Origin of the sequence: Sphaerochaeta sp. (genome assembly GCF_050178175.1) — a bacterium.
Classification (GTDB): Bacteria; Spirochaetota; Spirochaetia; order Sphaerochaetales; family Sphaerochaetaceae; genus Sphaerochaeta.
Genome location: NZ_JBFXGH010000006.1, coordinates 1 through 26,490 on the forward strand (window position 1 = coordinate 1; position 26,490 = coordinate 26,490).

Below are 26,490 nucleotides of genomic sequence, written 5' to 3' on the forward strand. Positions count from 1 at the left end.
ACAGCGCTTTCCCCGGCCGATGCAATCATGACTGTATCGGCCATACCGATGGAGACCATGAGCACTTGCTCGATGATGAGGGGAATAACAAGAGTATACAGAAAACGGCGGGAGAACATTGGCTCCAACGCCGTATCCTGAATGGTGGGTTTCACTACACTACCTCTTGCCCTTTTTCATATGATGCGGGCAACGCTGACAACCAGTTAATCGGCAAGCAGTCCTTCGTCATTGTCAAAGTTTTTCTTGCGTAGGTCCTTGAACCTGCGTACCAGCTCTTCCACTGTGAGGCTTGCCTTCTGTTCGCCGGCAACATCGAGGATGATGGACCCTTCATCCATCATGATCAGACGGTTACCGAAGTCGATGGCAAACTGCATATTATGCGTGACCATCAGGGCAGTAAGTTCATACTCCTTGATGTATCGTTCGGTCAGGTTCATGACAATCTGTGCATTCCTTGGGTCGAGTGCAGCGGTATGCTCATCAAGCAAGAGCATCTTGGGTTTGCTCATGACTGTCATCAACAGGGTAAGAGCCTGTCTCTGTCCTCCACTGAGCAGTCCGACATTGTCCTTGAGCCTGCTCTCCAGACCGATGGGCTTGAGAAGTTCCCTGAATACTTGCCTCTTCTCATTGTTCAGGCTTATACGCAGGCCCTTCATTCCCTTTGTCATAGCTGTGATCATATTGTCCTCAATGGACATATTTGCAGCAGTTCCCTTGGTGGGGTCCTGGAAAATTCGACCGATGGTCATGGCCCTGCGATACTCGGGGCTGCTGGTGATATCCACCTCATCAAAAATGATCTTTCCATTGGTGACGGGGTAGGTACCGCTGATGAGATTGAAAAGCGTGGATTTGCCGCTGCCGTTTGAGCCAATGACACAGATGATATCCCCTTTATTTACATGGAGGTTGATGTTTTCCAAGGCTGTCTTTTCATTGACAGTACCGGGATAGAAGACTTTGGTGATATTACTCAGATCAAGCATTGGTTGCATCCTCCTTGTCGCTCATGTTTTTTGCCTGGGAGCGTGCAATGGCTTTCTTTTTTGCCCCTGCAGAACTTGCAGCACTGCGTGTCTGGGCAATAAACAAGCTGACGATGACCAATATACCTGTGAGCAATTTGAAATCGTTCGGGGTGATGTTGACCAAGTACCCGTACTTTCTGCCAAAGAACATCAATGCCTTGTAGATGATGGCTCCCAAGATGGCTCTTAGCGTAAGCAGCGATATTCGGTTGGTAGAGAAGAGAAACTCTCCCAGCATGATTGCTGCCAGTCCCTGGACGACCATTCCGATTCCAAGGTTTGCATCAGCAAAGCCCTGGTACTGGGCAAGCAGTCCGCCAGAGAGAGCGATCAAGCCATTGGAGAGCCCAAGTCCGATCAGCTTCAATACCTCGGGGTTGATGCCCTGGCTGATGACCATTTGCTCGTTTCCTCCCATTGCACCAAGAGAAACACCAAGGTCGGTACGGAAGAAGATATCAATGAGCACCTTTACAAAGAGTACCACCAGCAGGGTTCCCACCAGACTGGCCCATTCAGGGGGAAGGAACTGGAATGCCTCAGGAAGCTTGGAGTACAAGGTCTCCACGCGAAGCAAGGGGACGTTGGCCTTGTTCCCCAGAATTCTCAAGTTGATTGAGTAGAGCATGGTCATGGTAAGAATACCTGCAAGCAAGCCAGGAATTTTCAGTTTATTGTGGATGGCGGCAGTAACCATGCCTGCAAGCACTCCTGCAAAGAATGAAAGCAACAATGCAACAAAGATAGGAAGGCCGGCTACAATGGCCATGGTTGCAACTGCCGCTCCGGTGGCCACCGATCCATCGCAGGTAAGATCAGCAATATCGAGAATCCGATATGAGATTAAGATTCCGATGACCATGAGTGAAAAGATCAGGCCATCTACAAAAATTCCTTCAAGCATGTATTACCCCTTACACAGAAAAAACCCGCCGGCTCAATACAGTTCCGGCGGGATTGCAATTGCCCAATTACTGGGTAATTTTCACACCATCCTTAATGAGCACTGCTGCTGCATCTTGCAGATCCTGCGGAATAGTATACCCAAGCTTCTCAGCTACATCAAGATTGAACCACAGCTGGAATTTTGTGGGATCGGTGATATAGACTGTTCCAATGTCCCCAGCTTTAGTTCCCCTGAGAATCTGTTCAACAATCTTGCCTGTTTCAACACCGATGTTGTAGTAATCAAAGCCAAGGCTGACCAGGACATTCAGGCCATCAATACCGCTTGCATCAGCACAGAAGAGCGCCTTGCCCGCTTTTTTTGCAACATCGTCAACTGAGGCGATGGCACTGATGACTGTGTTGTCTGTGGCGATATACAGGGCATCAACTCGGTCGATGATTGACTGGGTTGCCATCTTGACTTCGCTGGAGTTTGAAACGGCTGCGGAAACAAATTCTACACCATACTTTTCACAAGCGGCCTTTGCCATCTCCATGAGCAGGACACCATTGGCTTCACCGGAAGCGTAGACATTGCCGATGGACTTTGCACCAGTGATGTCGATCAGGAGCTTGATCTGTTCTTCAACCGGGTTCTTGTCGGATACTCCGGCAATGTTTGCCGCCACAAGGCCGGCTTCACTTGAATCGGTGACAGCACTGAATACTACCGGGGTGCCGGAGCTTTCATTGAACACCTGGGCAAGCGCCTGGGCGGCAGGGGTGGCGATACCGACGGCCACATCCACCTTGTCGCTCTTGAATTTCTGGGCAATGGAGGAAGCGGTTGAAATATCACCGTTTGCATTCTGATGATCATAGGTTACCAGAAGATCAGTTGTTGCCAGGTGATCCATCATCCCCTGCTCGGCTGCATCGAGCGCTGCGTGGGTGACCAATTTGGAAATACCGATTTTGTACGGTTGTGGGCCGGTTTGTTCTACCTGGCCTGCACTGAAGAGTGGCAGTGCAACACAGAGTAGCAGGGAGAGAGCAATGAGCATCGGACGCTGTAGTTTTTTCATAATCATTCCTCCAAGCGGATAATCCTTTTCGTTTGCAAAACTATAGCTGGAATTTCCGGATTTGTAAATCCGAATATACAAAATAATGAATAATAATTCATATAATATGCAAGTATTGTCTGGATTTACCCATAAAAAGGAACCTGCCCCCGAAGAGACAGGTTCACACTACAAAGAGAGTCAACATCCTTATTGCAATTGCTTCTTTCCATCCTTGATGATCACCTTTGCATTGGCAAGCAACGACTCATCAATGGTGATGCCAAGTGCATCAGCGGTATCGAGATTGAACCATAGTTCAAATTGGGCTGGATCCTCGAAGAAAATGCATCCGATATCCTTTGGGTCTTCTCCTTTTATGATTCGCTCCACCACTTTCCCAGTCTCTACCCCAACGGTGTAGTAGTTGAAACCCCAGCTCATCAGGAAGTCGATGTTTTCGCTGCTGGTGGTGTCCGTGTTGAAAAGGGGTACTCCTGCCTTCATGCAGACCTCACTCACACTGGGGATGGCACTGACAACGGTGTTGTCTATTGCCACGTACATCGCATCCACGCGGTCGATGATGGATTGTGCGGCCATCTTTACCTCGCTTGAGTTGCTGATTGCTGCTGCCACGAACTTGACACCATTTGCTTCGCTGATTTCTCTGGCCATCTCCATCTGCACCACACCATTGGCTTCGCTGCTGGTATAGATCATCCCAAGGGTCTTTGGTTTGACAATGGAAAAATAGGTTTCCAGTTGCAACTCAAGAGGGTTCAGGTCAGAGACTCCTGCAATATTCGTCTCTTCAGTCTTCGTATAGTCAACAACCAATCCTGCTGCCAGCGGGTCGGTAATTGCCCCGAATACCACTGGTTTGTCCTTGATGATCTGGGCAAGTGCCTGGGCCGCCGGGGTGGCGATACCAACCACGATATCCTTGTCGTCACTCTTGAATTTCTGGGCGATGGCGATAGCTGTAGCAATTTCACCATTGCAGTTCTGGTTGTCAAACGTTACAGAGAAATCACTTGCCTCAAGCTGGTCCATGATTCCCTGTTCAATTGCATCAAGGGCAGGGTGACTGACCAGTTTTGAAATACCGATGGTATAGGTTTTCTCTCCCCCTATTGCGGGATCTGTTTCGGTAGCAGGTTGTGCACTCAGGTAGGTTCCGATAAGCAAGAACGTCAAAAGCAGGATAGGTATTCTTTTCATGGTCAATCTCCTCTGTGATGACGTTACTATATATAGAAACTTAGAGAAGTGCAAGTATCTATTCGTAGAAACATGAACTTTTTTTGTAATGAAGCAAAAAGAAACTCCCCGGTGAGTCCGGGGAGGGGGGCAAAGGTCACGCTGGATTAGATAAAATCATCTTCATCAAATGAGTCCGGCTCATCGAAATCGTCATTTTCGTCGTAAAACTCATCCTCATAGGACTCATCTCCATCGACCATGAACCCATCATCGAGCAAGTCGTCGTCTTCTTCATCCTCGTCGAGCATTTCATCATCGTCATCACCGAAATCAATTACCTCAGGAGCATCAAATAAATCGGCAAGATAAGCATCTTCCTCATCCTCTAACCTGCTGAAATAACGATCTTCCTCATCCTCGAGCTCATCTTCTTCATCACGGTATTTAGCCATGTCGTTACTCCTTGAAATCAGATTCAAATCCCACACCTCCAACATAAGAGAAGGTAATCAGGTTGTCAATTAGTTGTATCGGTTTGTGTGTATGGACAGGTAAGAATCACACTGCTATGATGCGGATATGGAAACAAAACGATGGTATTTGGCTGTCCCCCTTGGGGATCCAGCAGGGATTGGTCCTGAGATTGTGCTGAAGGCTATGCAACGCATAAATCTTCCCCCTTCCATGGGGATGGTGGTAATCGGTGATGTCCCTCTCTTGAAGAAGGTATCTACTGATTTGGGCATCCCTTCAGATTTTGATGCCGTGGTTGTTGATGACAAATCCTTGGTCCGTGCAACCGAAAGCGGCAGTCGTCATATTCTATATTCCCAGAATATCTTGGATATGCAACGATTCAGCTATGGAGAAATACAGGCAATGTGTGGCCGTGCTGCCTATCATGCAGTGGAGGAGGCGGTCCGTCTTATTGGTTGTGGATATGCTCATGCCTTGGTAACACCACCCCTTCATAAGGAAGCCTTGAAAGCCGCCGGTGTCGACCATGTAGGATACACCGAAATTCTCAGTGCGCTCAGCGGGGCCGAGCGTGCAATAACGATGTTTGATACGCTGGGATTGAAAATATTCTTCCACAGCAGGCATCTCTCATTGCGCCAGGCATGTGATGCGGTGACAAAGGAGTCATTGCTGAAGACCATTCTGGAGTGTGATGCAATAACGAAGAGCCATGGTGGTGCATTCAGAAATGAGCTCAGCCTTGCTGTTGCGGGTCTGAATCCGCATTGCGGGGAGCATGGTCTCTTTGGTGATGAAGAAGAGCGAGCCATCGAGCCTGCCATCAAGGAAGCCAGAGAACATGGGGTGGATGTTGCCGGACCCATTGGAGCCGATTCTGTCTTCTACCAGGCAAGGGTCGGCAAGTATAGGGCAGTGATCTCCCTTTATCATGACCAAGGACATATAGCTGCCAAGACCTATGATTTCAACCAGACCATCTCAATCACCTGGAACCTTCCGTTCCTGAGAACCAGTGTGGATCATGGAACTGCCTTTGACATTGCAGGGAAGAATCTTGCCGATGCTGCTGGCATGGTCCGCGCATTGGAGGCAGCAGCAGACTACCTCCTGGCAGAAGGAGAAAGATGATGAAGCGATTGGCACCTGTGTTCCTGGTTCTTGTTTTTGTCTTGGCCCTCAGCGGTTGCACAACCTCTGTGAGGGTTTGTCATATGGTCCCGGGCGAAGTGGACCTACAGGGGAAAAGGGGTCTCGCAGTCTCCTCAACCTCCATGTATCGGTTTCCCTACGGCCGACCTGTGAGCCCTTGGGTCAGCGGCTTGCAAGAAACGGATTTTACACTCTCCACCGGGTATGACCCGAATCTTTCTGAGCGTGTTGCCTCCCTTGCAACACGGAAGATTGTGCAGGCTTTGCGTGATACCCGCTATTTCTCAATATTGGCCCCCGAGGCTACCGATGCCTATCTTAGTCTGTCCAAAGCAGGAGAAGATAGTATTCGCTTGATGCGTGATAAGGGGTTTGACCTGCTCATGAGCAGTGAAATCTCCTACATGGATATCGAGGAGCGCGTTGAGGGAACTGACTGCAGGGAGTTTGTCACCGATAGCAGCGGCATCAGCAGTGAGCAAGTCACCAAGCGAGAATATTACCTGGTGCAGGGAGCTACCCTTGGGCTCTCGTATACCATAACCAGCTTGCATGATGGTAAGATATTGGCAAGTGAAAGCTTCACAGACAAGGAAGAGGAACGAACCAAGATTGGGACACGGTACTATGATCCAGATGGCAACCATCGCGATGAGAGAAACTACGGCAGTGGTTTGGCTCCCTCTTTTGATCCACTCTTTTCCCAGATTATCGAGCGTGCAACAGACAGGATGGCACTGCGCCTGGCACCATCCTGGGAGACCAGGTATCTTTCACTCATGAAGAACAAGGAAAAACTCGCTTCAGCAGATCTTGCACATGAGTTTGCCAAGGATGGTGAATACCAGAAAGCGTATCAGCAGTTCCTGTCAATCTGGCAACAAACAGGGCAACTTGGCAGTGGGTACAACGCATCCTTGATGCTTGCCGCCTTGGGAGAGCTTCAGGCGTCTGTGGACCTTATGAATGATGTGTACAACGCAACGGGTGATAAACGTGCCCATGATACGCTCTTGATCCTGCAACAAGCATTAAGCCAGGACCAGCTTGCCAAGAGGCAGATCAGCGGGGAGTCGGTGGATGATGGACAGGGTGTGACGATGACTCAATATATGGTAATGGAGTAGCAAATGAAAGCAATACAATCCTCTCTGATTCTGGTCTATACGGGTGATGGGAAGGGGAAGACCTCTTCTGCGATGGGACAGTTGATTCGTGCCTTGGGCCACGGTGCACGGTGTGCAGTTGCCCAGTTCATCAAGAAGGACCCCGCTCTCCTGGATAGCGGTGAGTATCGTATCCTCAAGCAACTTGAGGTACCTTGGAAACAGTTTGGTTCTGGGTTTTCCTGGGAAGGAGACAACAATGCAAAGAATGCTGAGTTGGCTAAGAAAGGATGGCAGCAGGTGAAGCGTTGGATATCTTCAGCTTCCTACGATCTGATTGTCCTTGACGAATTCACCTACACGCTCTCCCTTGGATACCTTGACTGTGAGGAAGTCTGTCACTGGCTTGCCGATCACAAGAACAAGGAAGGGTTTCCCCATATCGTCATCACCGGGAGAAATGCCCCGCCACAATTAATATCTGTCGCAGACATGGTCAGTGAACTGACTGAGATAAAGCATCATCTCACTGATGCAAAGCGCGCTGCACAACCAATGATTGAATTTTAGCCACTGTTTGATAGCCTAATACCTTGCAATGCTTGTTTTATCCTTTCACATTTTCAAGATTACGGATATAATCACGGCAAGGAGTTTTGTCTATGGGTATTTGTGACATGCACTGCCATCTTTTGCCTGAGATTGACGATGGCTACCTCTCACGAGAACAGTTCATCCGTATGCTGCATCTCTATCAGCTCTCAGGCGTCACAGCAATAGCATTCACTCCCCATATCTACAATCCGTATGTGACAACAAACGTTTCAAAGCTGAGAGAGACCTACGAGTGGGCAAAGAAAGAAGCGGAGGTTTTGGGAATACAGACCTACTTGGGCAGTGAACTCTTTGTAGGTGAGCAGGAGAACCTCAAGACGGTTCCCATCGATGGGAGGTTTTCGTTGGTGGAGTTCGGGCTTTCCCTGCCCCCTCCCAGATTGTTGGAACGGTTGCAGGAACTTACTGAGATGCACTATCGCCCACTTATAGCGCATGTTGAACGGTATCTTTGGCTGAACCCGAAGAGTGCCATGTTGCAACGTTTACGCGATCTCGGTTGTTTGCTGCAGACAAATGTTGAAGCTGTGGAGAGCGAACTTTCGCTTCCCTATTTGGAACTTGGCTTGATTGATGTGATCGCCACAGACAATCATGGTGATGAGACCCTTCCCTCCCGCTTGGTGGATGCCATCGAGAAATGGCCATCAGTGGGGCGGAGTATGCAAAATCTTTGGTGAATCCACCTATGGGTATGAGGAGGTAGCGTATGCTGCTGGATATGACTATTGCGAACTTCAAGTCCGTAAAGTCTGCACAAACCATTTCTTTTGAAGCGGTCAGGGACAATAGGTTCCCTGAGTCAAAAGTTGTCGAAGTCACTGAGAAACTGAAGCTGATCAAGACAGCAGCCATTGTAGGTCCCAATGGGGCTGGAAAGAGCTCTTTTGTACGTGCGCTTGAAGCATTGAAAGGTATTGTATGTGCAACCGAGGAGACGGAGAACCCTCTCCAGATTCTCAGTGGTACATCTTTCGCTTATTCCGAGGAGAAAGGACAGCCAGCAACCATCATCATCAGGGTACTGGTAGACAGAGATGAAGAGAGTGGGGAACCGACCATTGCTCAGTACACATTGGTCAGTGACCGGGAAAAGATTTTCGAGGAATCCCTCTACCATCTCATTGGTCGTTCAAAACGAATGATGTTTGAAAGGAAGGTTGATGAGAACAGTATCCTCCTCAATGAGCAAGATTTGACCTACAAGTATCGCTGGGGCAAGATGTATCGTGGTGACAAGAAACGATTGGTTGGGAAGGTTGACGAGAAACACTCTTTCCTGGGAGCTTCTGCCCAGAAGGGCAGTGATACCACCTCTTTGCTCTATGCTTGGTTGAGTGACAGCCTGCATCTGCTTCCCATGGGAGTATCAAACATCAGTGAGAAGTATCTCATCAACCGTTTGACTGAACATCCTGAGTGGGTCCAGCAATTGATCAACTTCCTTTGGAGTGTTGATATCACCGACATTCGTGATATCAGGGTCAAGGATGAGAGAATCATATTTGTCCACACCAATGTAACACAACACTATGCCTCCTATTTTTCCTTGGAGAGTTTAAGTCTCAGACGCCTGTGTCTTATGGGGGTCGCATTTTTTGATGCTTTCACCCGGAACCAGACATTGGTGATCGATGACTTCGGCATGCTGTTGCATCCTGATGTTCTCTGTCACGTTGTGGAAATATTTGAGGCAAGCAACCTGGGCTATGGTTCCCAGATGCTCGTGGTTGATTGCAACCCCTCCTTGCTCAAGCCGGGATTACTCAGGCGTGATGGTGTCTACTTTGCCGAAAAGAATAGTGAGAGTGCCACCGTATACTTCAGTCTGGCCAATTTCAAGTATTCAAGAAGCAAGGACAAGACGCAGAGTCAGTACATGAATGGAGCATTCGGAGCTCTTCCGATTCTCTCGGAGTTCTCTTTTGTGGACACAAGCAAGGATAAGGAGGAGTGATAATGGCACGCAAACGCATATCCCAAAAACCACGCAGGACTGTACTGGTGGTGACAGCAACCGAGGCGGAAGCCCTCTACTTTTCCCAAATGCGCAAGGACTGTCGCTATGCAAACATGACGGTGGTATGGGAACCTGATTACAAGGACCTTGCCCACTTGATCACCTTGGCCGGGCAGATGCGGAACAAGGAGAAGTACAGCAGTGTATGGTTGGTCTTCGGCTTTGCAGACCTGAATGTCTCTGTACAGGATGTAAAGAAAGCAATGCCCCTTGCAGAGAAGAAAAAGGTTCGTCTGGCTTGGAACAATCCATCCCTTCCTCTTTGGTATCTGCTGCACTTGCAGACTCCCAAGGGCTTCGTGAATGATCCTGCTCTGATTGAGAGTGCACTCTCCAAGCAATTCCCTGGCTTTAGAAGTGATGCCTCCTATCTTTTGAATGAAGGGCTTGACCTGCATCTCAAACTCTATTCAGCGAAGTCGAAGGCTGCTGTGAATGCATCTTCCTATAATGCGCTCGCAACATCTCAGGTAGGGTTGGCCCCTACCAACATGGTGGCATTGTTGAATGATATCACCGATATTTGCGGGTTGGCTGATCTGACACACAATCAGAAGCGCCTGGGCCTGAACAAGGATAAAGGATAGGACAGTGAGCGGAATCCTGCTGCTGGTCTACATGCTTGCATTCGGTCTGGGTTGTATGACACTGGCCTTGGCCATCGTGTACCGCCTTGTGAATGCAAAGCGTTGGACAACCTATTTTATTGTCTGTCATGCATCCCTTCTGGGATGTATGATGCTCTTGGCACTACAGGTGCTCAGCCAAATGTTCCTCAGTGGAGTTGCCTATACGGTGGTTTCAGTCATCATCACTTCAGTGTTTCTCGCTGATCTTGCCTTCCTTATCGTCTTTATCCCGTACTTCACAACTTGGGTGATAGCTCACCCGTGGAGAAATCCATACAAAGGACTGTTTTTTTCCCTTGCTGCCATCTATCTCGGATTGGGGATTGCACGCGAGATTACAGGAAAGATGATATTGGACCAGGCGATGCTTTTTGTGTTTGTTTTCGTCATGGGTTTCTGTTTGATAGTCATGTTGCGGAACATCAAGACAGTTGAGAACAAGACCGCCAGAGCCTCAGCGCTTGCCATCATTATCGTGAGTGCTTCAATGGTGCCGGCAATTCTGCTGGCTCTCTTCATTCCTGCGCTTAAGCCATTCCTTTTAGGTGTGTACTTCATCGCACTTTCCATCACGATCATGACATTCCTGTTCATCACATTCGTTGGGATTGTCCGTGATGACGGGGCTCAGAAACCCAAGACTGAACTGAGCCTTGGTGATCTTGAGGAGTATCATATAACGGAGAGGGAATTCTCCGTCATACAGTTGATCAGCAAAGGTATGACCAATAAGGAGATTGCCGGTGAGCTGGGGATCAGCGCAAATACGGTGAACAACCACATAGCCAATATCTATGGGAAGACCCAGGTCAGGAGCCGTATAGACTTATTGAACCTTTTGAAACAGAGTTGGTAGGAGGAAGCATGATGCATATAACCTATGAAGTACCCGGTTTTTCCGCAAAGCACTATCAGGACCAGTCTCCTGTCAGGAAAAGTGCCAGGGCATGGGCAATGGTCCATGACAGGACAGCAGAGCAGGCTGTGTTGCTCTGTCATGGATACACCGGATATCCTGGGGAGCTGATCAGGCCAGGTATTGATCTTTTCGAGAAGGGGTATGATGTCTATTGCCCCCGTTACCCGGGTCATGGTACAAGCAATATGGATTTTCTCGCTTCCAAGGCAGAGGATTGGATTGGGACTGCTTATGACGCCTATGCTCATCTTTCCAGTAGGTATGAGAAGGTTTCCGTGGTAGGTCACTCCATGGGCGGGGCCATAGCCACCATTATTGCTGATGCATTTTCTGCCGACACGCTGGTTCTGCTTGCCCCTGCCCTGGTGATTCCTGCAATCCCGAGGAAGACCATCTGGTTGCTGAAGCATTTCATCAAGAAACGCAAAGTCTCCTGGCAGGGTGATCCTGAGTATCACTTTTACTACGAGGGGGATCCCGATGACGATGCATATCTAGGGTCCCAGTATTGGTCGTACCAGTTCCCATCAGGAATTTGGGAGTTGGAGCGGGTCCGGAAGCAAGCGGTTGCCTGCATCGATCACCTAGGATCAGATACCCTGGCTATCAGCGGGGGGAAGGATTCCACCATTCCCCAGGAAGCCTGTACGCTTGTTACCTCCAAGAGCAAAGGGGTGAACAAACATCTGCATATTGAAGATATTGGGCATCTCATGCCTTACGACAAGAATCAGGAGGCGCAGGATAAAGCGATGGCTGCGGTGGTTTCCTGGATTGAAGGAGAACGTTAGGAACGTTTGAATCGTTGGCTATATTCGTAGACTGAAGCAATCTTGTCACTGAGACTTACGATGAAACTCTCCCGATATCTGGGAAGAGAGAGTGTCTTGGGAAACATATGCTTGACGATGATGTCAGCTTCCTTTGCATTCACGGTGAAGTACTTCTGTGCATTCTCCAAAGCGATATAGGGATGTTCCTTCCCGTGGGATGAACGTTTCTCATCCTGGCTCTTCCGTTCCCTCCAGTCATAGAGAAAGAAGTCATGGAGCAAGCCTCCCCGCGCAGCAGCGTAATAATCCAAGCCTAAAGCCTTGCTGATGCGGTATGCGATATAGCTTACCCGGGTGACATGGTCATAGATATGACCTGCATGATGATGATACTCTTTCAGCTTAAGAAATTCCTCATGGGTAAGTATATCACTTACCAACAGTTCATGCTCGCGCCGATAACGTGGTCTGCAGGTTCGTTGGATGTTGTATGCGAGTAAAAAACTGATAAGGGAAAAGAGTAGGAACAGCAGTTCGGTTGGAAAGCTGGTGAGCTGATTGAAAGGGCTGAGATATTTGGACGTGTATAACGTAGTAAATAGGGTAACAGACAACCTAAACAGGCTTGAGAGGGAGGTGTTTCCCCCTGCTGGAAAGGCTGGTATTGTTAAGTTGATCAGTATCGTGTTCCTCCGTTCAATTGAGTGTACCGTATCGATATACACCAAGAAGGTCAACAGGAAAGCCCACTATTGGGACACGTGTCTAGATACTGGGCTCCTGTCCTGTCATCTGTGTTGCTATAATCTCTGATTTACGGTACAACAGTAGCATTGAGAGGAGTGTATCCTGATGGGAGTACGAGTACGCTATGCACCTTCTCCGACCGGTTTGCAACATATCGGTGGGGTAAGGACGGCATTATTCAACTATTTCTTTGCCCGTGCAAACGGGGGCAAGTTCATTTTACGTGTGGAAGACACCGATCGTGAGCGTTACAGTGATGAGTCCTTGCAGGACTTATATGACACGCTTGAGTGGTTGGGCGTTTCATGGGATGAGGGTCCCATGGTCGGCGGGGATTATGGTCCTTATATCCAAAGCGAGCGTCTCGACCTGTACAAGCAGTATGCCGAGAAGCTGGTAGATGAAGGCAAGGCCTATTACTGCTACTGTACTCCTTGGCGGTTGGAAGCCTTGCGTGAACAACAACAGAAAGAGAAGAGCAAGCAGCAGGGATATGATCGCCACTGCCGTAATCTTACCGCTGAACAGCGAAAGGCGTATGAGGATGAAGGCATCAAACCCGTCATCCGTCTGAAGGTGCCCTCTGAGGGCAAGACAACATTCCACGATGTGCTCATGGGAGATATTTCGAGAAAGAACAAGGATGTCAGTCCTGATCCTGTACTGCTCAAGAGTGACGGTTTCCCCACGTATCATCTGGCAAATGTCATTGATGACCACATGATGGGCATTACGCATATCATGAGGGCACAAGAGTGGATTCCCTCCGGTCCTCTGCACATCATTCTCTATGAGGCATTCGGTTGGGAGCCCCCCCTGTATTGCCATCTGCCGATGGTTATGGGCAAGGACGGACAGAAGCTCAGCAAGCGTCACGGCGCGACAGCTGTGAGAGAGTTCCGTGAGAAGGGATACCTCCCTGAGGCCTTGATGAACTATGTGAGCATGGTAGGATGGTCCTACGATGGACAGAGGGAGTTTTTCAGCAAGGAAGAACTTGAACAGCTCTTCACTCTGGAGAAGATCAACAAGGCTCCTGGGATATTTGACTACAAGAAACTTGATTGGTTCAACGGACAGTATATCCGCCAGAAAGGGGATGAAGAGCTCTTGGAACTTTTGCTTCCCTACATGGAGAAAGCTGGATTTGTCACCCTTCCCCTACAGGAACATGAGAAGCGCGACATGCTTGCACTCACTGCAGTGAGTAAGGAGCGGCTGAAGGTACTCAGCGACATAGTTGATTTGAGTAGATTCCTCTTTGAGACACCCTCCTATGAGGATGTGAGTTTGTTCACTGCCAAAAAGGTGGACTTGGCTACTGCAACCATTGCCTTGGAGAGAGCTTATGCAAAGCTTAAGGAAGGGTTTGATACAGGCAAGGGGTACGAGGAAATAGAAGCAGAAATTGCTTCCCTGGCCGATGAATTGGACATCAAGGTGAACGGGGTGTTCATGCCCCTGAGGGTTGCTCTCACCGGTAGTACGGTTAGCCTTCCCCTGTTTGACTCCATCAAGCTATTGGGCCAGGCAGAGACATATAAACGAATTGAAACAGCGTTGGACGTGCTGAAGAAAGAGGTATAGCAAATGGCAGAAGTAACGATGGATAAGATTGTCTCCTTATGTAAGCGACGTGGGTTCATTTTTCAGTCAAGTGAAATTTATGGTGGCTTGAATGGAGCCTATGACTACGGGCCACTGGGAGTTCAGCTGAAAAACAACATTCGCGATTTCTGGTGGAAAGAGATGACCCAGATCCATGATGATATCGTTGGATTGGATGCCTCCATCCTCATGCACCCCCGGGTCTGGGAAGCGAGTGGGCATGTGTCCAACTTCAGTGACCCCATGGTTGATTGCAAGCAGTGCAAGTCACGATTCCGTGCCGACCAGATTGATCTCAGTGGTGCTTGCCCTATCTGTGGCAGCCGCGATAGTTTTACCGAACCCAGGAATTTCAACCTGATGTTTGCGACCCACATCGGCGCAAATCTGGACGGAGCCTCCACAATCTACCTACGGCCTGAGACTGCACAGGGAATCTATGCAGATTTCAAGAATGTGGTATCCTCAAGTCGTGTGAAGGTTCCCTTCGGAATTGCACAGGTAGGCAAGTCCTTCAGAAACGAAATCACCACGAAGAATTTCATCTTCCGTTCGTGTGAATTCGAGCAGATGGAGATGCAGTGGTTCTGCAAACCTGGAACTGATGAGGAATGGTTCGGCTATTGGCGTGATCAGCGGATGGCTTTCTATCATAAGATGGGTATCAAGCCAAGCAGCCTCAGGTGGCATCAGCATGGCCCGGACGAACTGGCTTTCTACGCAAAGGATGCCTATGATATTCAGTTCCTTTTCCCTATGGGATGGCAGGAGCTTGAGGGTGTCCATAACCGGACCGATTACGACTTGGGACAGCATCAGAAGTTCAGTGGGAAAGATCTTACCTATCTCGACCCTGAGGATAACCAGCGCTATCTTCCATACGTTGTGGAAACCTCTGCTGGCTTGACCCGTAATGTATTGATGGCACTCAGCGATGCATATGAGGAAGAGACATTGGAGGGTGGGGATGTCAGGACAGTGCTGCACTTCCATCCGAACATTGCTCCTGTAACTGTTGCGGTCCTTCCCTTGGTGAAGAAGGACGGAATTGCGGAATTTGCTTCCAAGCTTGAAAAGGAACTGAGAGATGACTTTTCAACCTTCTTCGATGTCAGTGGCGCTATCGGGCGTAGATATCGAAGAATGGATGAGATCGGCACCCCATACTGTGTCACCGTTGATTACCAGACTCTGGAAGACAATACGGTCACCCTTCGATACAGGGACAGTATGGAACAAAGCAGGGTAAGCATCTCGGATTTGGTTGCCACAATCAAGGAAGCAAACAAAGCATACAAGCGAGTGGAGTAGTACAATGAACAAAGCATTACAGACCCTGATCGATCGAGGGTTCGTCAAAGCATGTACCGATTATGATGCGCTCAGCGACCTGATGGATGCAGGCCCTGTAACGTTCTATGTAGGTGCAGATCCAACCGGCAAGAGCCTTCATATCGGTCATATGGTGCCGTTCTTTGCCATGCACCATCTGCAGAACGCAGGGCATAACCCTATCGCGCTTATCGGTGGGGGGACTGCCATGATCGGGGACCCATCTGGAAAGACCGAGATGCGGAGAATGCTCACCGTTGAGCAAATTGAGAAGAACTGTGCCGCCATCAAGGAACAGCTGGGTACCGTTGTTGACTTCAGTGAACATCCAGAGGGTGGCAAGGGGAAAGCTATTGCATTGAATAATGCAGACTGGCTCAATGGATTGAACTATATCACTTTTCTCAGGGAGATAGGAAAGCATTTCTCGGTGAACAGGATGCTCACCTTTGAATCATACAAGCAACGTCTGGAGCGTGGACTTTCCTTTATTGAGTTCAACTATCAGTTGTTGCAGTCCTACGATTTTCATATCCTCAACCGTGATCATGGTTGCCGCCTGCAGATTGGAGGGGATGACCAGTGGGGGAATATTGTCAGCGGCATCGAGTTGATCAGAAAACTTGGTGGTCCTGAATGTTATGGTTTGACATTCAACCTGATCACCCGTGCTGATGGACACAAGATGGGCAAGAGCGAGAAGGGTGCTGTTTTCCTCGATCCCGAGCTCTTCAGCGCCTATGATTTTTACCAATACTGGAGAAATGTCAACGATGCAGATGTGGTGAGGTTCCTCAAGCTCTTTACCTTCCTCTCTCTTGAGGAGATTGCCCAGTATGAGGGCGAGAACGTCAATATCAACGATGCAAAAGACCGTCTTGCCTATGAACAGACAAAGATCATTCACGGGGAAGAGGAAGCCGAAAAGGCCCGAACTGCGGCAAAGGCCATGTTCAATGGTGCCAATCTGGGCATTGACGGCCGCGAAGGCATGCCTTCACTGACCATCAGCAAGGCAGAGCTGGACTCGGGTATTGGGGTGCTGGATTTGTTCAGCCGGACTGACTTGGCTGCAACCAACAGTGATGCCCGCCGCTTGGTAACAGGTGGAGGCGCATGGATCGGCGAACAACGTATTGAGGATCCCAGGGCACTTATCGATTCCTCCTATCTGGATGAGTATGGGGAGTTGATTCTCCGTGCTGGAAAGAAGCGGTATTTCCGTATCAGTGTAGAATGAGTGAAGGAGGGGGATTGCCCCCTCTTTCCATAGGGAGATATGTGATGAAACACAAAATCAGTCTTGTTTTCGTAGCCCTGCTTGCCATGGTGGCAATCGGGGCACAACCGGTCGCTGAGAATCCGGTTGACTCGCCATTGGAAGTCCGGTTCGCTGTCATGGCCGGGCCTACTGGATTTTCTTCTGTTGCCCTGAATGAGAATGGTGGAAGAATCACCGAAGACATTCAGATTGTAATGCAGGTGTTCCCTTCCCCCAATGAAGTGGTAGCCCGCCTGGCCAACGGGGAGCTCGATTTTGCCTGTCTTCCTTCCAACCTTGCTGCAAATATCTACAACAAGGGAGTCAAGATCAAGCTTGCTGCAGTTATCGGAAACGGGATGCTCAGTGTAGTTTCCAGTGATGGATCGGTTCAAGGTGTGGATGACCTGCTTGGAAAAACGGTGCATGTACCCGGCGCTGGCTCCACCCCCGACCAGATGGCTCAACTCCTGCTCAGGGAAGCGGGGCTAGAGGCTGGAGTGGATGTGATCCTTGACTATTCTGTAGCCAGCCCAGCACAGCTTGCACAGATGACGATTGCTGGAAAGGTGTCCTTGGTCATGTTGCCACAGCCGTTTGTTTCCATGATTCTCAATGGGAGCAAGCGTGCAAAAGAAGTTGTTGATATCCAGGCGCTCTATGAGGAACTTTCCGGAGTTGCAAACTATCCAATGAGTGTTATGGTGGTAAGTGAACAGTTTGCAGAGAACCACCCGGAAGCACTAGAGGATATCCTCAAAGCCTATGAAGATTCTGTTGCATGGGTCAATGCAGAGCCCCAAGCAGCAGGAAAGGCAATTGAGGATGCGGGAATCATGAAGGCGGCCCTGGCAACTCCCTCCATCCCCTTCTGTAACTTGGTGTTTGCACCCAGCCAGGAAGTTAAGGATGAAGTACAGGCTTACTACAGGTTCCTCCATTCCTTCAACCCGGCAGCCATCGGTGGTGCAGTTCCTGCAGACAATTTATATCTGTAAGGAGTAGACCATGCGTTATGTGAAGCGGAACCTGATACTTCTTCTTGCTTCGGCAATCCTGCTCATCATTTGGCAGGTTGCATCCGTGTGGCTCGATAGCCAGATTCTGCTTCCCCGTCTAGGACCGGTTTTCAATACCTTGCTTGGTTTGGTGCGTGAACCGGTCTTTACTGTAAATGTGCTGTTCACTGTACTCAGGGCATTGGAAAGTTTCCTGATCATTCTCGTGAGTGCCTCAATCCTTGGGGTGCTTGCTGGTAGGTTCTCCTTGCTCTCCACCTTCTTGAAACCGTTTGTCACTACACTGAAAGCGGTACCGGTGATGAGCGTCATCCTGCTTGCCTTCATCTGGTTCTCCAGTGGTACGGTACCATTGTTTTCAGCATTCCTTATGGGGTTCCCGGTGATGTTTGTACAGATGGAGATGGGAGTAAGGCAACTTGATACCCATCTCGATGAGATGTGTGACCTCTACGGATTCTCAAAACAGACAAAACTTGTACATTTCATTATTCCTTCCTTGGTCCCTTTTTTTGTCACTGGTGCCAAGACAGCGCTTTCCATGGTCTGGAAAGTGGTAATTGCCGCAGAGGTATTGACGGTTCCCCGGTATGGAGTTGGATCAAGGATGCAATTAGCCCAGGTACAGCTGGAGACTGACCGGGTGCTCTCCTGGACCTTGGTCGCCGTTTTCCTTACAGCTTTTGGAGACCTGGTATTTACCTTCGTGGTGGATGGGGTCGGTGCTCTGAAGCATCACCTCGATGCGAGGAGGGTCCCATGCGTTTCCTGAATATCTCCAAGCGATATGGTGAGAACCAGGTCTTCGACCGGTTCAGCCTTGAGGTACCACCTTCCACGATACTCGCTGTAGTTGGTCCTTCCGGTGAAGGAAAGACCACCTTGTTGCAGATGGCCTCTGGATTGCTGCAACCTGATGAAGGAACGATTGAAAAGGAAGAGGGAGAGCAAGGGGAGATCAGCTATCTCTTCCAGGAGCCAAGGCTTCTTCCTTCCAGTACCGTATATGAGAACGTTGGGCTTGCAATTCGTTCCTCCTGCAAGGAAAGACGTGAAAGGGAAGCGCGAGCTCTGCACTATCTTGGTATTGTAGGGCTAAAAGAGAGTCTCTCTCTCTATCCTCATCAGCTCTCAGGTGGAATGAGGCAGCGTGTTGCGATTGCAAGGGCCTTTGCCCACCAGTGTAATCTCATGTTGCTTGATGAGCCTTTCCAGAGCCTGGATATCAAATTGAAATATTCCCTTGTGCATGCTTTCATCAGGTTATGGGAAGAGTGTCCAAAGACTACGTTGTTTGTCACCCATGACCCTAAGGAAGCCATCTTGCTTGGAGATGCTGTGTGTTGTCTTGGTGACCCAAGACAACCCCTGTTGTACCAGAAAATAAATATTCCCCGCAATGCGAGGAATATTGGTGATGCGTCTCTGTTGGCTTTGGAAGCCAAGCTGGTGGAAACGTTGGTCAAATCCTAGAGATCGACCTTCCAGAGTCCATGTAGGTTGCAATACTCGTACACAGCAACAGCCTTGTCATCATCGAGTGCAAAGGTTGCGTGTGGCTTTCCATCAACAGGGAGAGCCTTTCTCATGCCACCCTTTTCAGTCTGGACATAAATGAATTCGATGTGGTGTTCCTGGGTCATTGGATGATCCACGGAACCTATATTCACACTCAGCCTGTTCCCTTCAATGCTTACGACAGGAACATGCTTCTCCTGGGCTGCATCAACGGTGTTTGCCTTCAAGGGGGCCATCTCCTCGCCACAGCAAGAGAGTTTCGGACCTCTGTCGACAACCTTCACAGCAATGTTGCCACAGTGCTTACAAATGTAGAAAATCTGATTGTTCATAGCTATTCTCCTTAGCTTGCATGATACCCTAGATTTCTCCGGTAGTACAGTGGGTTTCATTCCTAATAGGGTACAAGTAAAAATAAGGCAGGCTTTCCAGCCTGCCTCAAAATGGACCAATGGTGGTCTTATACATACCCTTGGGCAATCATGGCCTCGCTTACTTTCAGGAATCCAGCAATGTTTGCACCATCAACAAAGTTATCCTGTGTGCTGTATTTATCTGCTGCCTGGCTGATGGAAGCGTAGATGTTTTTCATGATCTGTTGCAACTGTTGGTCGACCTTTTCAGGGGTCCATTGGAGTTTCTGGCTGTTCTGTGCCATCTCCAATCCCGACACTGCAACACCACCGGCATTGGCTGCCTTTCCAGGAGCATGCAGGACGCCTGCTTCCTTGAAGATAGCATCAGCTTCCAATGTTGTAGGCATATTTGCACCTTCAGCTACCAGAGAAATCCCATTAGCCACCAAGTTCTTGGCATCATTCCCGTTGATTTCATTCTGGGTTGCACAGGGGAAAGCATAGTCAGCTTTTACATCCCACAGGGGATTGGCATCGTTTGAGCCATTGTGGGGGATGTAGGTTGCTTCCTTGAACTGCTGGGCATACTCACTGATTCTTCCTCTCCTCACGTTTTTCAGTGTCTTGATGTAGGCTAGTTTCTTTTCATCAATTCCGGAGGGATCTATGAGAATACCCGATGAGTCGCTCATGCTTATTGGTTTGGCACCCATATGCAACAGCTTCTCGGTGGTGTATTGTGCAACGTTTCCGCTGCCACTGACAAGACAGGTTTTTCCTTGTAAGCTCTTTCCCTTGCTTTCCAAAATGGCAGCTGAGAGATAGACCAATCCATATCCTGTTGCTTCGGGACGGATATAGGAGCCGCCATAGGAGGGTCCCTTGCCGGTCAAGATGCCAACGGAGCGGTTCTTCATTCTCCTGTATTGACCATAGAGATATCCAATCTCTCTGGCCCCAACTCCGATATCACCTGCTGGAATATCAGTATCCTCACCAATATGGCGTGATAGTTCGGTCATCATGCTCTGGCAGAAACGCATAACTTCGTTGTCGCTCTTTCCCTTGGGATTGAAGTCACTTCCACCTTTACCGCCACCCATCGCCAGTCCGGTCAGACTGTTCTTGAAGGTCTGCTCGAATGCAAGGAATTTCAGGATTGACAGGTTCACAGAGGGGTGGAATCTCAATCCACCTTTGTACGGTCCAATTGCGCTATTCATCTGAACACGGAATGCGCGGTTGATCTGCAGCTGTCCATCGTCGTCGATCCAGGGAACGCGGAACATGATGACCCGTTCAGGTTCAACCATCCTGTCAAGGACCTTATGGTATACAATCTGAGGCAGATCATCCACCAAATGATCGATTGAGGCCATGAATGAGGTTACAGCTTGAATAAATTCGCTCTGGTTTGGATCAACTTGCTTAACGTGGTCAAGGATCTGTTGTGTTGCTTCGTGCATTTGGGTATTGCTCCTCTGTTTGTATAAATATACATAATATGCATATGATGATATAGAAAATGGAGAAATTGGTAAAGCCTTTCGTAAAACCGTAAAACAGGGTAGGTTTTTCTGCGGTATGCGTAAATGGCATGGCATAGCCAATAATGACTGAGGTGAACCGTAATGAATCGTTCCTCTTTTTGTCATATCCACAAAATAACTCCCTACAAAAAATTTAAAAAAATGGCAGTGGAGAAGGTGTCCACTGCCGGTAGGGATTTACATCGACTCTCCTCGCCTGAGCCGCTCAATATTTTCCTTGAAAGGCGGATAGATGATACCCTTCTCCGTTATGATTCCCGTGAGATTCTGGTGAGGGGTAACATCAAAAGCGGGATTGAAGACATCCATTCCACTTGGTGCAACTTGCACTCCCTGTACATGAGTGACTTCCTCAGCATCCCGCTCCTCAATGGGAATGGCAGAGCCATCGGGTATCGAGAAATCGATGGTGGAAATGGGGACGACGCTGTAGAAAGGTACCCCATATGCCTTGCAGATGACAGACAGGGCAAAGGTTCCCAGCTTGTTCGCCACATCGCCGTTGGCTGCTACACGGTCCCCGCCAAGGATTACCAAATCAATTTTCCCATCACGAATCAGTGTCGCTGCGGCACTGTCAGGAATAAGTTTGGAGGGAATCTTTGCTTCCATCAACTCCCATGCGGTAAGACGAGCACCTTGGAATCGCGGCCGTGTTTCATCGGCATATACAAAGATATCTTTCTTATCGTAGAACGCCGTCTTGATCACCCCCAGAGCTGTTCCCCAACCTGCAGTTGCCAGTGCGCCGGTGTTGCAATGAGTGAGGATGGTTGCCTTCTCTGGAACGACTCTAGCTCCGATACGTGACATTTGCTTGTTGGTCTTGATATCCTCTTCCCGGATGGTGTCAGCCTCACTGAGCAATGAACCAAGAAGTACTTTTCTTGGTTGCTTTTTATTGTGCTCATACGTTTTCAGCATTCGGTTGATCGCCCAACCGAGATTGACAGCGGTAGGCCTGGCAAGGCTGAGGGATTCACAGGCTTTTTTAAAATCTGGCTCCTCTGGGCACTGAAGTGCTGCCAGATACACTCCATATGCTGCAGCAGCACCGATGGCAGGAGCTCCTCGTACGATCATATCCCTGATGGCGAACTCAACTTCCTTGTAGGTTTTGCAATCCACATACGATACTTCAGTTGGCAGGATACGTTGATCGAGCAATGTAAGCGTATTGTTCTTGAATATCAGTGTTACAAATGATTCATCCATGTCATTCTCCTTACTAGCGCCTGAGTATATCAGCCCATCTCTCCTGCACTTCATCCATCACTGCATGTTCATCCATGGTCTGTACTTTGCGTTGTTCCATGAGGATGGTTCCTTGGCAGAATACCGTATCGATATCAGAGCTTTGTGCTGCATATACCAATGCACTGAATGGGTCATTAAGCGGGGTAAGATGGCTCGTTCTCAAATCAATGAGGAGTAGATCTGCTTCCTTGCCAGCTTCCAGGGTTCCTATCGTATCCCCAATCCCCAAGGCATTTGCCCCCTGCTTGGTAGCCATTTCCAGTACTTGGTATGGTGTTAGCTTCTCCCCGCCCGTTTCCGCCACCCTTCCCAGGAGACTGGCTATATGCATCTCCTCTACCATGTTGAGATTATTATTGCTGCTCGCCCCATCGGTACCCAGCGCAACCGGTATGCCCGCCCGTAGATAGGCAGCAATGGGAGCAATGCCGCTGGAAAGCTTGAGATTGCTGCTCGGGTTGTGCACAATGGTGGTGTCAAACGTCTTGAGAAGGTCTACATCTTCATCGCTCAAGTGAACACAATGGGCCAGCATGCTCTTCACATCCTGCAAGACGCCGAGCTCTGACAGGTAGGCTGGGGGAGTCATCCCTGTTTGGGCGATACAGTCCTCCACCTCTTTCTTGGTCTCGCTGAGATGTGTATGGAATACGCTTCCATGTTGTCGCGCCCAGGATGCTGCATATTGGTAGGTCTCCTGGGTACAGGTATAGATGGCGTGAGGGGCGACATTGAGAGTGAGACGGCCTTCAGCTTGTGCAACGTAGGGGGCCAGCAATTTCTCCCGCTCTTCTACCCGGGATTTGTTCTCTTCAAGATCGCCGAACAGCGTTACCCCTATGCTCCCCCTGATTCCTCCCTCAATAACAGCCTGTGCGGTTGCTTGGGGTTCAAAGTACATATCATTGAACATGGTACATCCGCTCTGGATAAGCTCAATGATGCCGAGACGGCTGGCCGCCAGCACGTCATCTGCATTGAGTTTCCCCTCGATCGGGAAGATCTCAGCAAGCCATGCCTGCAGGGTTGGCAGGGAGTCCTTGTAATTGCGCATCAGCCCCATGCTCAAATGAGTATGGGCATTCACCAAGGAAGGCATTGCCAGGAATGAGGATCCATCAATGATACGGTCGGCCTTGAAGGAAGGATCGCCTGTCCCGACAAATACAATATGTTTCCCATCGATACCGATATCACCACGAAGGCTCAAGCCTTCCTTGGTCATAGGGATGATGAGTGTGTTGGAAATGAGTATTTTCATGAAGCTATGGTACCATGAAACTACTATGCCGTCACCTTGTTGCGCTTAATCTTTTTGGTACTTGTCATGTCCATCGGCTCATTGGTAATAGTGAGCTTGGTAATTTTCTTATAACCTGAAACACGTTGATTGACTTCCTTGATTACCCGCTCGAGATCCTCCTGCACGGAAACAGTATGTTCTTGGTAGTACTCGGCATTGGGGTAGATCACGGCTTCGATCAGCTCGCTGGGGATGTTTTTCTTTTCTTGGTATCCCCGGATAAGGATTTGCTCCACCTGGCTGTAGAGCTGGAAGAGGTCCTCAATCTCCTCAGGGTATACATTCTTGCCACCTTCGGTGACGATGATGTTTTTAGCCCTGCCCTTGAGATAGAGATAGTTTTCCTTGTCTAGGTATCCAAGGTCACCTGTCTTCAGGTAGCCTTCTTCATCAAATAATTCAGCGGTATGGACCGGGTCGTTGTAATAACCTTGGGTGATGTTTGGACCCTTGACCCGGATTTCGCCCACTCCATTTTCATCAGGTTCTGCGATTTTCATCTCCACCAATGGGAAAACCATACCAACGGATTCCACCTTGAAGTGGCTGATTGGATTGAGTGTAAGGATTGGACTCGTCTCGGTAAGCCCATAGCCTTGGATGAAATCGAGGCCAAGCTGCTGATACTGCTTGAAGACTTTTGGCGCAAGCGGGCCAGCACCACAGATGAGGAAATTATTCCGGTCCAGACCAATCTTGCTGAGCAGTAGTTTGTTGAATGTTTTCCTGAAGGGATTCCAATGCAGGTGTTTCTTGGTGAACCCATTAATCACCATCATTGTATGTACCAAGGTATTGACCAAGAATCCTTTTTTCTTGACCTGTTTCATGATCCCTGCAAGCAGTTTGTTGTACAGAAGCGGTATCCCCATAAAAATGGTGACCTTGCCTTCTTTCAGGTCATTGATCATTTTGCTTACCACAATATCCTGCCCAAAGACACACTCTGCTCCATGTTTGATGGATTCAAGCAGTACTGCTGTACAGCAATAGCTATGGTGCAGTGGAAGGAGTGCATACAATATATCAGTTTCATCGAGGCTGAGGAATGTTCCATCACATGCCTGGTAGAGATCGCTTACAATATTTGCATGTGTGAGCATGGCCCCTTTCTCATTGCCTGTGGTGCCACTGGTAAAGAGGATGGAAGCAATATCATGTTCTGAGCTTGGTATACGCTGATACGTTTTCTTCGCTTGCAGGGTGGTAATGCTTGGAAATGATTCACTCTCTCCCAGAAGTGTTGCGCACCCCTTCAATTCCCCAAACCATTCTTTCTGTGCGTCGAGTGCTTCAAGAACATTCTTGTCAGCAAAAATATAGGAGGCATTCACAAAACTGCTGAGTGTTTCAACACGGTCGGTATTCATCTGGTTGTCCAAGGGAACAACGATTGCCCCTGCATGGAGGGTTGCCAGATAGGCAATAGCCCATACTGGGCTGTTTTTCCCATTGATGACGATATGATCACCTTTTTCTATGCCACATTCCTGGAGATATGAACTGACTCGAGTGACTTCGTGGAGAATTTCCGAGAATGTAAGGGTTTCCCTGTTGGGTGTGAAAACAGTGAAACCGTTTCGCCCTCCAAACTTCTTTTCTGTGATCAGCAATAAGTCGATGATAGTTGGCCACTGTCCTTCGAACAGTACACCGCGATATTGGTCAAGGTCATCCCAGGAATGTTTCATGATAGGGAAATCTCCAAAAGAAATGCGAATGATAGAAATCTGCTAGATGTAGTTAATATTAACCTATCGATTATTTTCACAGAAAGGTCCTTGTTTGTCAAGAAAAGACTAATTTGTTTCAGAGGAAATGATTGGATTTTTAGTTAAAACGTACTATTGGTCCGGAAATAGTCTCTTATCAGTGTCTAGGAAAGATATATCCTCATAGACAACGTCACTCAGTCTTTCCAGCCTTCTTTGGTCATTGCTTCCTGTGAGAACTGCAATGCGATAGCCTGAGTGAGCCCGTTTTGCAAACAGCATATCAGTGAGTGTGTCTCCTACCATTGCCACCTGGGAGGGGGTAATCCCTGCTTGTGTGCAGAATGCATTGAAGGCTTCACTGTGGGGTTTCCTGCGATAGTTGCTGTCTCTACTGGCTATGAAATCTACCATTTTTTCCAACCCCATCAAGGAGAGAAACAGATTGGTTGAGGAAGCATTGTCACTGGTAATGACACCGATATGATACCCCTCTTCTTTCAAGTGTCTGAACAAGCGTTGTTGGACAGAGAAATCCATCTGCTTGAGTTTTTCGTTGAGCAGAACTTCACTGTGCTTGACACTTCTGTTATACCCTTTGATTGCCTTGATTGCGTTTACACGATATCGGATGCAATACAGCAGGAATCTTCTGAGAATTTGGGCCCTGCGGTGGGTGAACATCAAGCCACGGGGAATGCACTGTCCCGCTTCATTGATGCCCATCAGGCTCAACATTGCCTGTTTGGCAGTCTGCTGGTGCTGCTTTCCCATGGAGTTGAAGGTAAGGGCGATACCCTCCTTGAGGATAGTCTCCCAGACCTGGGCGTAGTCAAACAGCGTCCCATCCTTGTCAAAAATGATTCCCTTGAGTTTCTCCACCTTTTGTGCCATGTTAGTGTATCATACGGTACAAACCGACTTTTGTGCTAGGGGGGACA

Annotated in this window: 26 protein-coding genes; 14 read left to right on the top strand and 12 right to left on the bottom strand. The window is 48.8% G+C overall.

The window, feature by feature from the left end; translation table 11 throughout:
- Positions 1 to 206: 206 nt before the first annotated feature.
- From AB7S66_RS01365 to AB7S66_RS01385, 5 genes are all read right to left on the bottom strand, one after another.
- Positions 207 to 995, bottom strand: coding sequence for an ABC transporter ATP-binding protein (locus AB7S66_RS01365; protein WP_428517585.1), 789 nt, complete (start codon positions 993 to 995; stop codon positions 207 to 209).
- Entirely contained in the window at positions 988 to 1,941 is a 954-nt protein-coding gene (locus tag AB7S66_RS01370; RefSeq protein ID WP_428517586.1) for an ABC transporter permease, read from the bottom strand. Before AB7S66_RS01370 ends, AB7S66_RS01365 begins: the two co-directional genes overlap by 8 nt.
- Before the next feature lie 67 nt (positions 1,942 to 2,008).
- On the bottom strand, positions 2,009 to 3,010 hold the full coding sequence (locus tag AB7S66_RS01375; RefSeq protein WP_428517587.1) for an ABC transporter substrate-binding protein: 1,002 nt from the start codon (positions 3,008 to 3,010) through the stop codon (positions 2,009 to 2,011).
- Between the two features lie 189 nt (positions 3,011 to 3,199).
- Complete coding sequence (locus AB7S66_RS01380) at positions 3,200 to 4,213, bottom strand: ABC transporter substrate-binding protein (protein ID WP_428517588.1); 1,014 nt, start codon at positions 4,211 to 4,213, stop codon at positions 3,200 to 3,202.
- 146 nt (positions 4,214 to 4,359) lie between these two features.
- On the bottom strand, positions 4,360 to 4,647 hold the full coding sequence (locus AB7S66_RS01385; RefSeq protein WP_428517589.1) for a hypothetical protein: 288 nt from the start codon (positions 4,645 to 4,647) through the stop codon (positions 4,360 to 4,362).
- Between the two features lie 127 nt (positions 4,648 to 4,774).
- On the opposite strand from AB7S66_RS01385, the gene pdxA reads away from it, so the two are divergent.
- The 8 genes from pdxA to AB7S66_RS01425 all read left to right on the top strand — a co-directional run bounded on the left by pdxA (position 4,775) and on the right by AB7S66_RS01425 (position 11,904).
- Entirely contained in the window at positions 4,775 to 5,803 is a 1,029-nt protein-coding gene (pdxA, locus tag AB7S66_RS01390) for a 4-hydroxythreonine-4-phosphate dehydrogenase PdxA (RefSeq protein ID WP_428517590.1), read from the top strand.
- The gene (locus AB7S66_RS01395) at positions 5,800 to 6,951 is read left to right on the top strand and encodes a hypothetical protein (RefSeq protein ID WP_428517591.1); all 1,152 of its coding nucleotides are present in this window, start codon (positions 5,800 to 5,802) and stop codon (positions 6,949 to 6,951) included. Before pdxA ends, AB7S66_RS01395 begins: the two co-directional genes overlap by 4 nt.
- Positions 6,952 to 6,954: 3 nt before the next feature.
- Positions 6,955 to 7,500: a cob(I)yrinic acid a,c-diamide adenosyltransferase gene (locus tag AB7S66_RS01400; RefSeq protein WP_428517592.1), complete on the top strand. Its 546-nt coding sequence runs from the start codon at positions 6,955 to 6,957 to the stop codon at positions 7,498 to 7,500.
- 92 nt (positions 7,501 to 7,592) lie between these two features.
- On the top strand, positions 7,593 to 8,225 hold the full coding sequence (locus AB7S66_RS01405; protein ID WP_428517593.1) for a CpsB/CapC family capsule biosynthesis tyrosine phosphatase: 633 nt from the start codon (positions 7,593 to 7,595) through the stop codon (positions 8,223 to 8,225).
- 29 nt (positions 8,226 to 8,254) lie between these two features.
- Positions 8,255 to 9,502, top strand: coding sequence for an AAA family ATPase (locus AB7S66_RS01410; protein ID WP_428517594.1), 1,248 nt, complete (start codon positions 8,255 to 8,257; stop codon positions 9,500 to 9,502).
- Between the two features lie 2 nt (positions 9,503 to 9,504).
- Positions 9,505 to 10,152 carry an RloB family protein gene (locus AB7S66_RS01415; protein WP_428517595.1) on the top strand — a complete coding sequence of 216 codons (648 nt, stop codon included), beginning with the start codon at positions 9,505 to 9,507 and terminating at the stop codon, positions 10,150 to 10,152.
- Positions 10,153 to 10,156: 4 nt separating this feature from the next.
- On the top strand, positions 10,157 to 11,050 hold the full coding sequence (locus tag AB7S66_RS01420) for a helix-turn-helix domain-containing protein (protein WP_428517596.1): 894 nt from the start codon (positions 10,157 to 10,159) through the stop codon (positions 11,048 to 11,050).
- Between the two features lie 8 nt (positions 11,051 to 11,058).
- The gene (locus AB7S66_RS01425; protein WP_428517597.1) at positions 11,059 to 11,904 is read left to right on the top strand and encodes an alpha/beta hydrolase; all 846 of its coding nucleotides are present in this window, start codon (positions 11,059 to 11,061) and stop codon (positions 11,902 to 11,904) included.
- Here AB7S66_RS01425 and AB7S66_RS01430 read toward each other — a convergent pair.
- Entirely contained in the window at positions 11,901 to 12,326 is a 426-nt protein-coding gene (locus AB7S66_RS01430; RefSeq protein WP_428517598.1) for an HD domain-containing protein, read from the bottom strand. The genes AB7S66_RS01425 and AB7S66_RS01430 overlap by 4 nt on opposite strands.
- Positions 12,327 to 12,738: 412 nt before the next feature.
- Here AB7S66_RS01430 and gltX point away from each other — a divergent pair, with 412 nt between their 5' ends.
- Genes gltX through AB7S66_RS01460 form a run of 6 tightly spaced genes read left to right on the top strand, consistent with a single transcriptional unit; the run spans position 12,739 to position 19,326 of the window.
- Positions 12,739 to 14,220 carry a glutamate--tRNA ligase gene (gene gltX, locus AB7S66_RS01435; protein WP_428517599.1) on the top strand — a complete coding sequence of 494 codons (1,482 nt, stop codon included), beginning with the start codon at positions 12,739 to 12,741 and terminating at the stop codon, positions 14,218 to 14,220.
- 3 nt (positions 14,221 to 14,223) lie between these two features.
- On the top strand, positions 14,224 to 15,552 hold the full coding sequence (locus AB7S66_RS01440) for a glycine--tRNA ligase (RefSeq protein ID WP_428517600.1): 1,329 nt from the start codon (positions 14,224 to 14,226) through the stop codon (positions 15,550 to 15,552).
- Between the two features lie 4 nt (positions 15,553 to 15,556).
- Positions 15,557 to 16,813 (top strand): tyrosine--tRNA ligase, encoded by a 1,257-nt coding sequence (gene tyrS, locus AB7S66_RS01445; RefSeq protein ID WP_428517601.1) that lies wholly within the window; start codon positions 15,557 to 15,559, stop codon positions 16,811 to 16,813.
- A gap of 44 nt (positions 16,814 to 16,857) precedes the next feature.
- Positions 16,858 to 17,832, top strand: a complete 975-nt coding sequence (locus AB7S66_RS01450) for an ABC transporter substrate-binding protein (RefSeq protein WP_428517602.1) — start codon at positions 16,858 to 16,860, stop codon at positions 17,830 to 17,832.
- A 10-nt stretch (positions 17,833 to 17,842) separates the two neighbouring features.
- Positions 17,843 to 18,625: an ABC transporter permease gene (locus AB7S66_RS01455; protein ID WP_428517603.1), complete on the top strand. Its 783-nt coding sequence runs from the start codon at positions 17,843 to 17,845 to the stop codon at positions 18,623 to 18,625.
- A complete protein-coding gene (locus AB7S66_RS01460; RefSeq protein ID WP_428517604.1) occupies positions 18,613 to 19,326 on the top strand; it encodes an ABC transporter ATP-binding protein in 714 nt (237 codons plus the stop codon). The genes AB7S66_RS01455 and AB7S66_RS01460 overlap by 13 nt, the downstream gene beginning before the upstream one ends.
- Here AB7S66_RS01460 and AB7S66_RS01465 read toward each other — a convergent pair.
- The 6 genes from AB7S66_RS01465 to AB7S66_RS01490 form a co-directional block, all read right to left on the bottom strand.
- Positions 19,323 to 19,703 carry a desulfoferrodoxin family protein gene (locus AB7S66_RS01465; protein WP_428517605.1) on the bottom strand — a complete coding sequence of 127 codons (381 nt, stop codon included), beginning with the start codon at positions 19,701 to 19,703 and terminating at the stop codon, positions 19,323 to 19,325. The two genes, AB7S66_RS01460 and AB7S66_RS01465, sit on opposite strands and share 4 nt — an antisense overlap.
- Positions 19,704 to 19,831: 128 nt before the next feature.
- Positions 19,832 to 21,193 carry an NADP-specific glutamate dehydrogenase gene (gene gdhA, locus AB7S66_RS01470; protein ID WP_428517606.1) on the bottom strand — a complete coding sequence of 454 codons (1,362 nt, stop codon included), beginning with the start codon at positions 21,191 to 21,193 and terminating at the stop codon, positions 19,832 to 19,834.
- Positions 21,194 to 21,454: 261 nt separating this feature from the next.
- Complete coding sequence (gene mtnA, locus AB7S66_RS01475) at positions 21,455 to 22,492, bottom strand: S-methyl-5-thioribose-1-phosphate isomerase (RefSeq protein WP_428517607.1); 1,038 nt, start codon at positions 22,490 to 22,492, stop codon at positions 21,455 to 21,457.
- A 13-nt stretch (positions 22,493 to 22,505) separates the two neighbouring features.
- Positions 22,506 to 23,795: an amidohydrolase family protein gene (locus AB7S66_RS01480; RefSeq protein WP_428517608.1), complete on the bottom strand. Its 1,290-nt coding sequence runs from the start codon at positions 23,793 to 23,795 to the stop codon at positions 22,506 to 22,508.
- Positions 23,796 to 23,818: 23 nt separating this feature from the next.
- The gene (locus AB7S66_RS01485) at positions 23,819 to 25,528 is read right to left on the bottom strand and encodes an AMP-binding protein (RefSeq protein ID WP_428517609.1); all 1,710 of its coding nucleotides are present in this window, start codon (positions 25,526 to 25,528) and stop codon (positions 23,819 to 23,821) included.
- A 153-nt stretch (positions 25,529 to 25,681) separates the two neighbouring features.
- Positions 25,682 to 26,443, bottom strand: a complete 762-nt coding sequence (locus AB7S66_RS01490) for an HAD family hydrolase (RefSeq protein WP_428517610.1) — start codon at positions 26,441 to 26,443, stop codon at positions 25,682 to 25,684.
- Positions 26,444 to 26,490 lie beyond the last annotated feature (47 nt).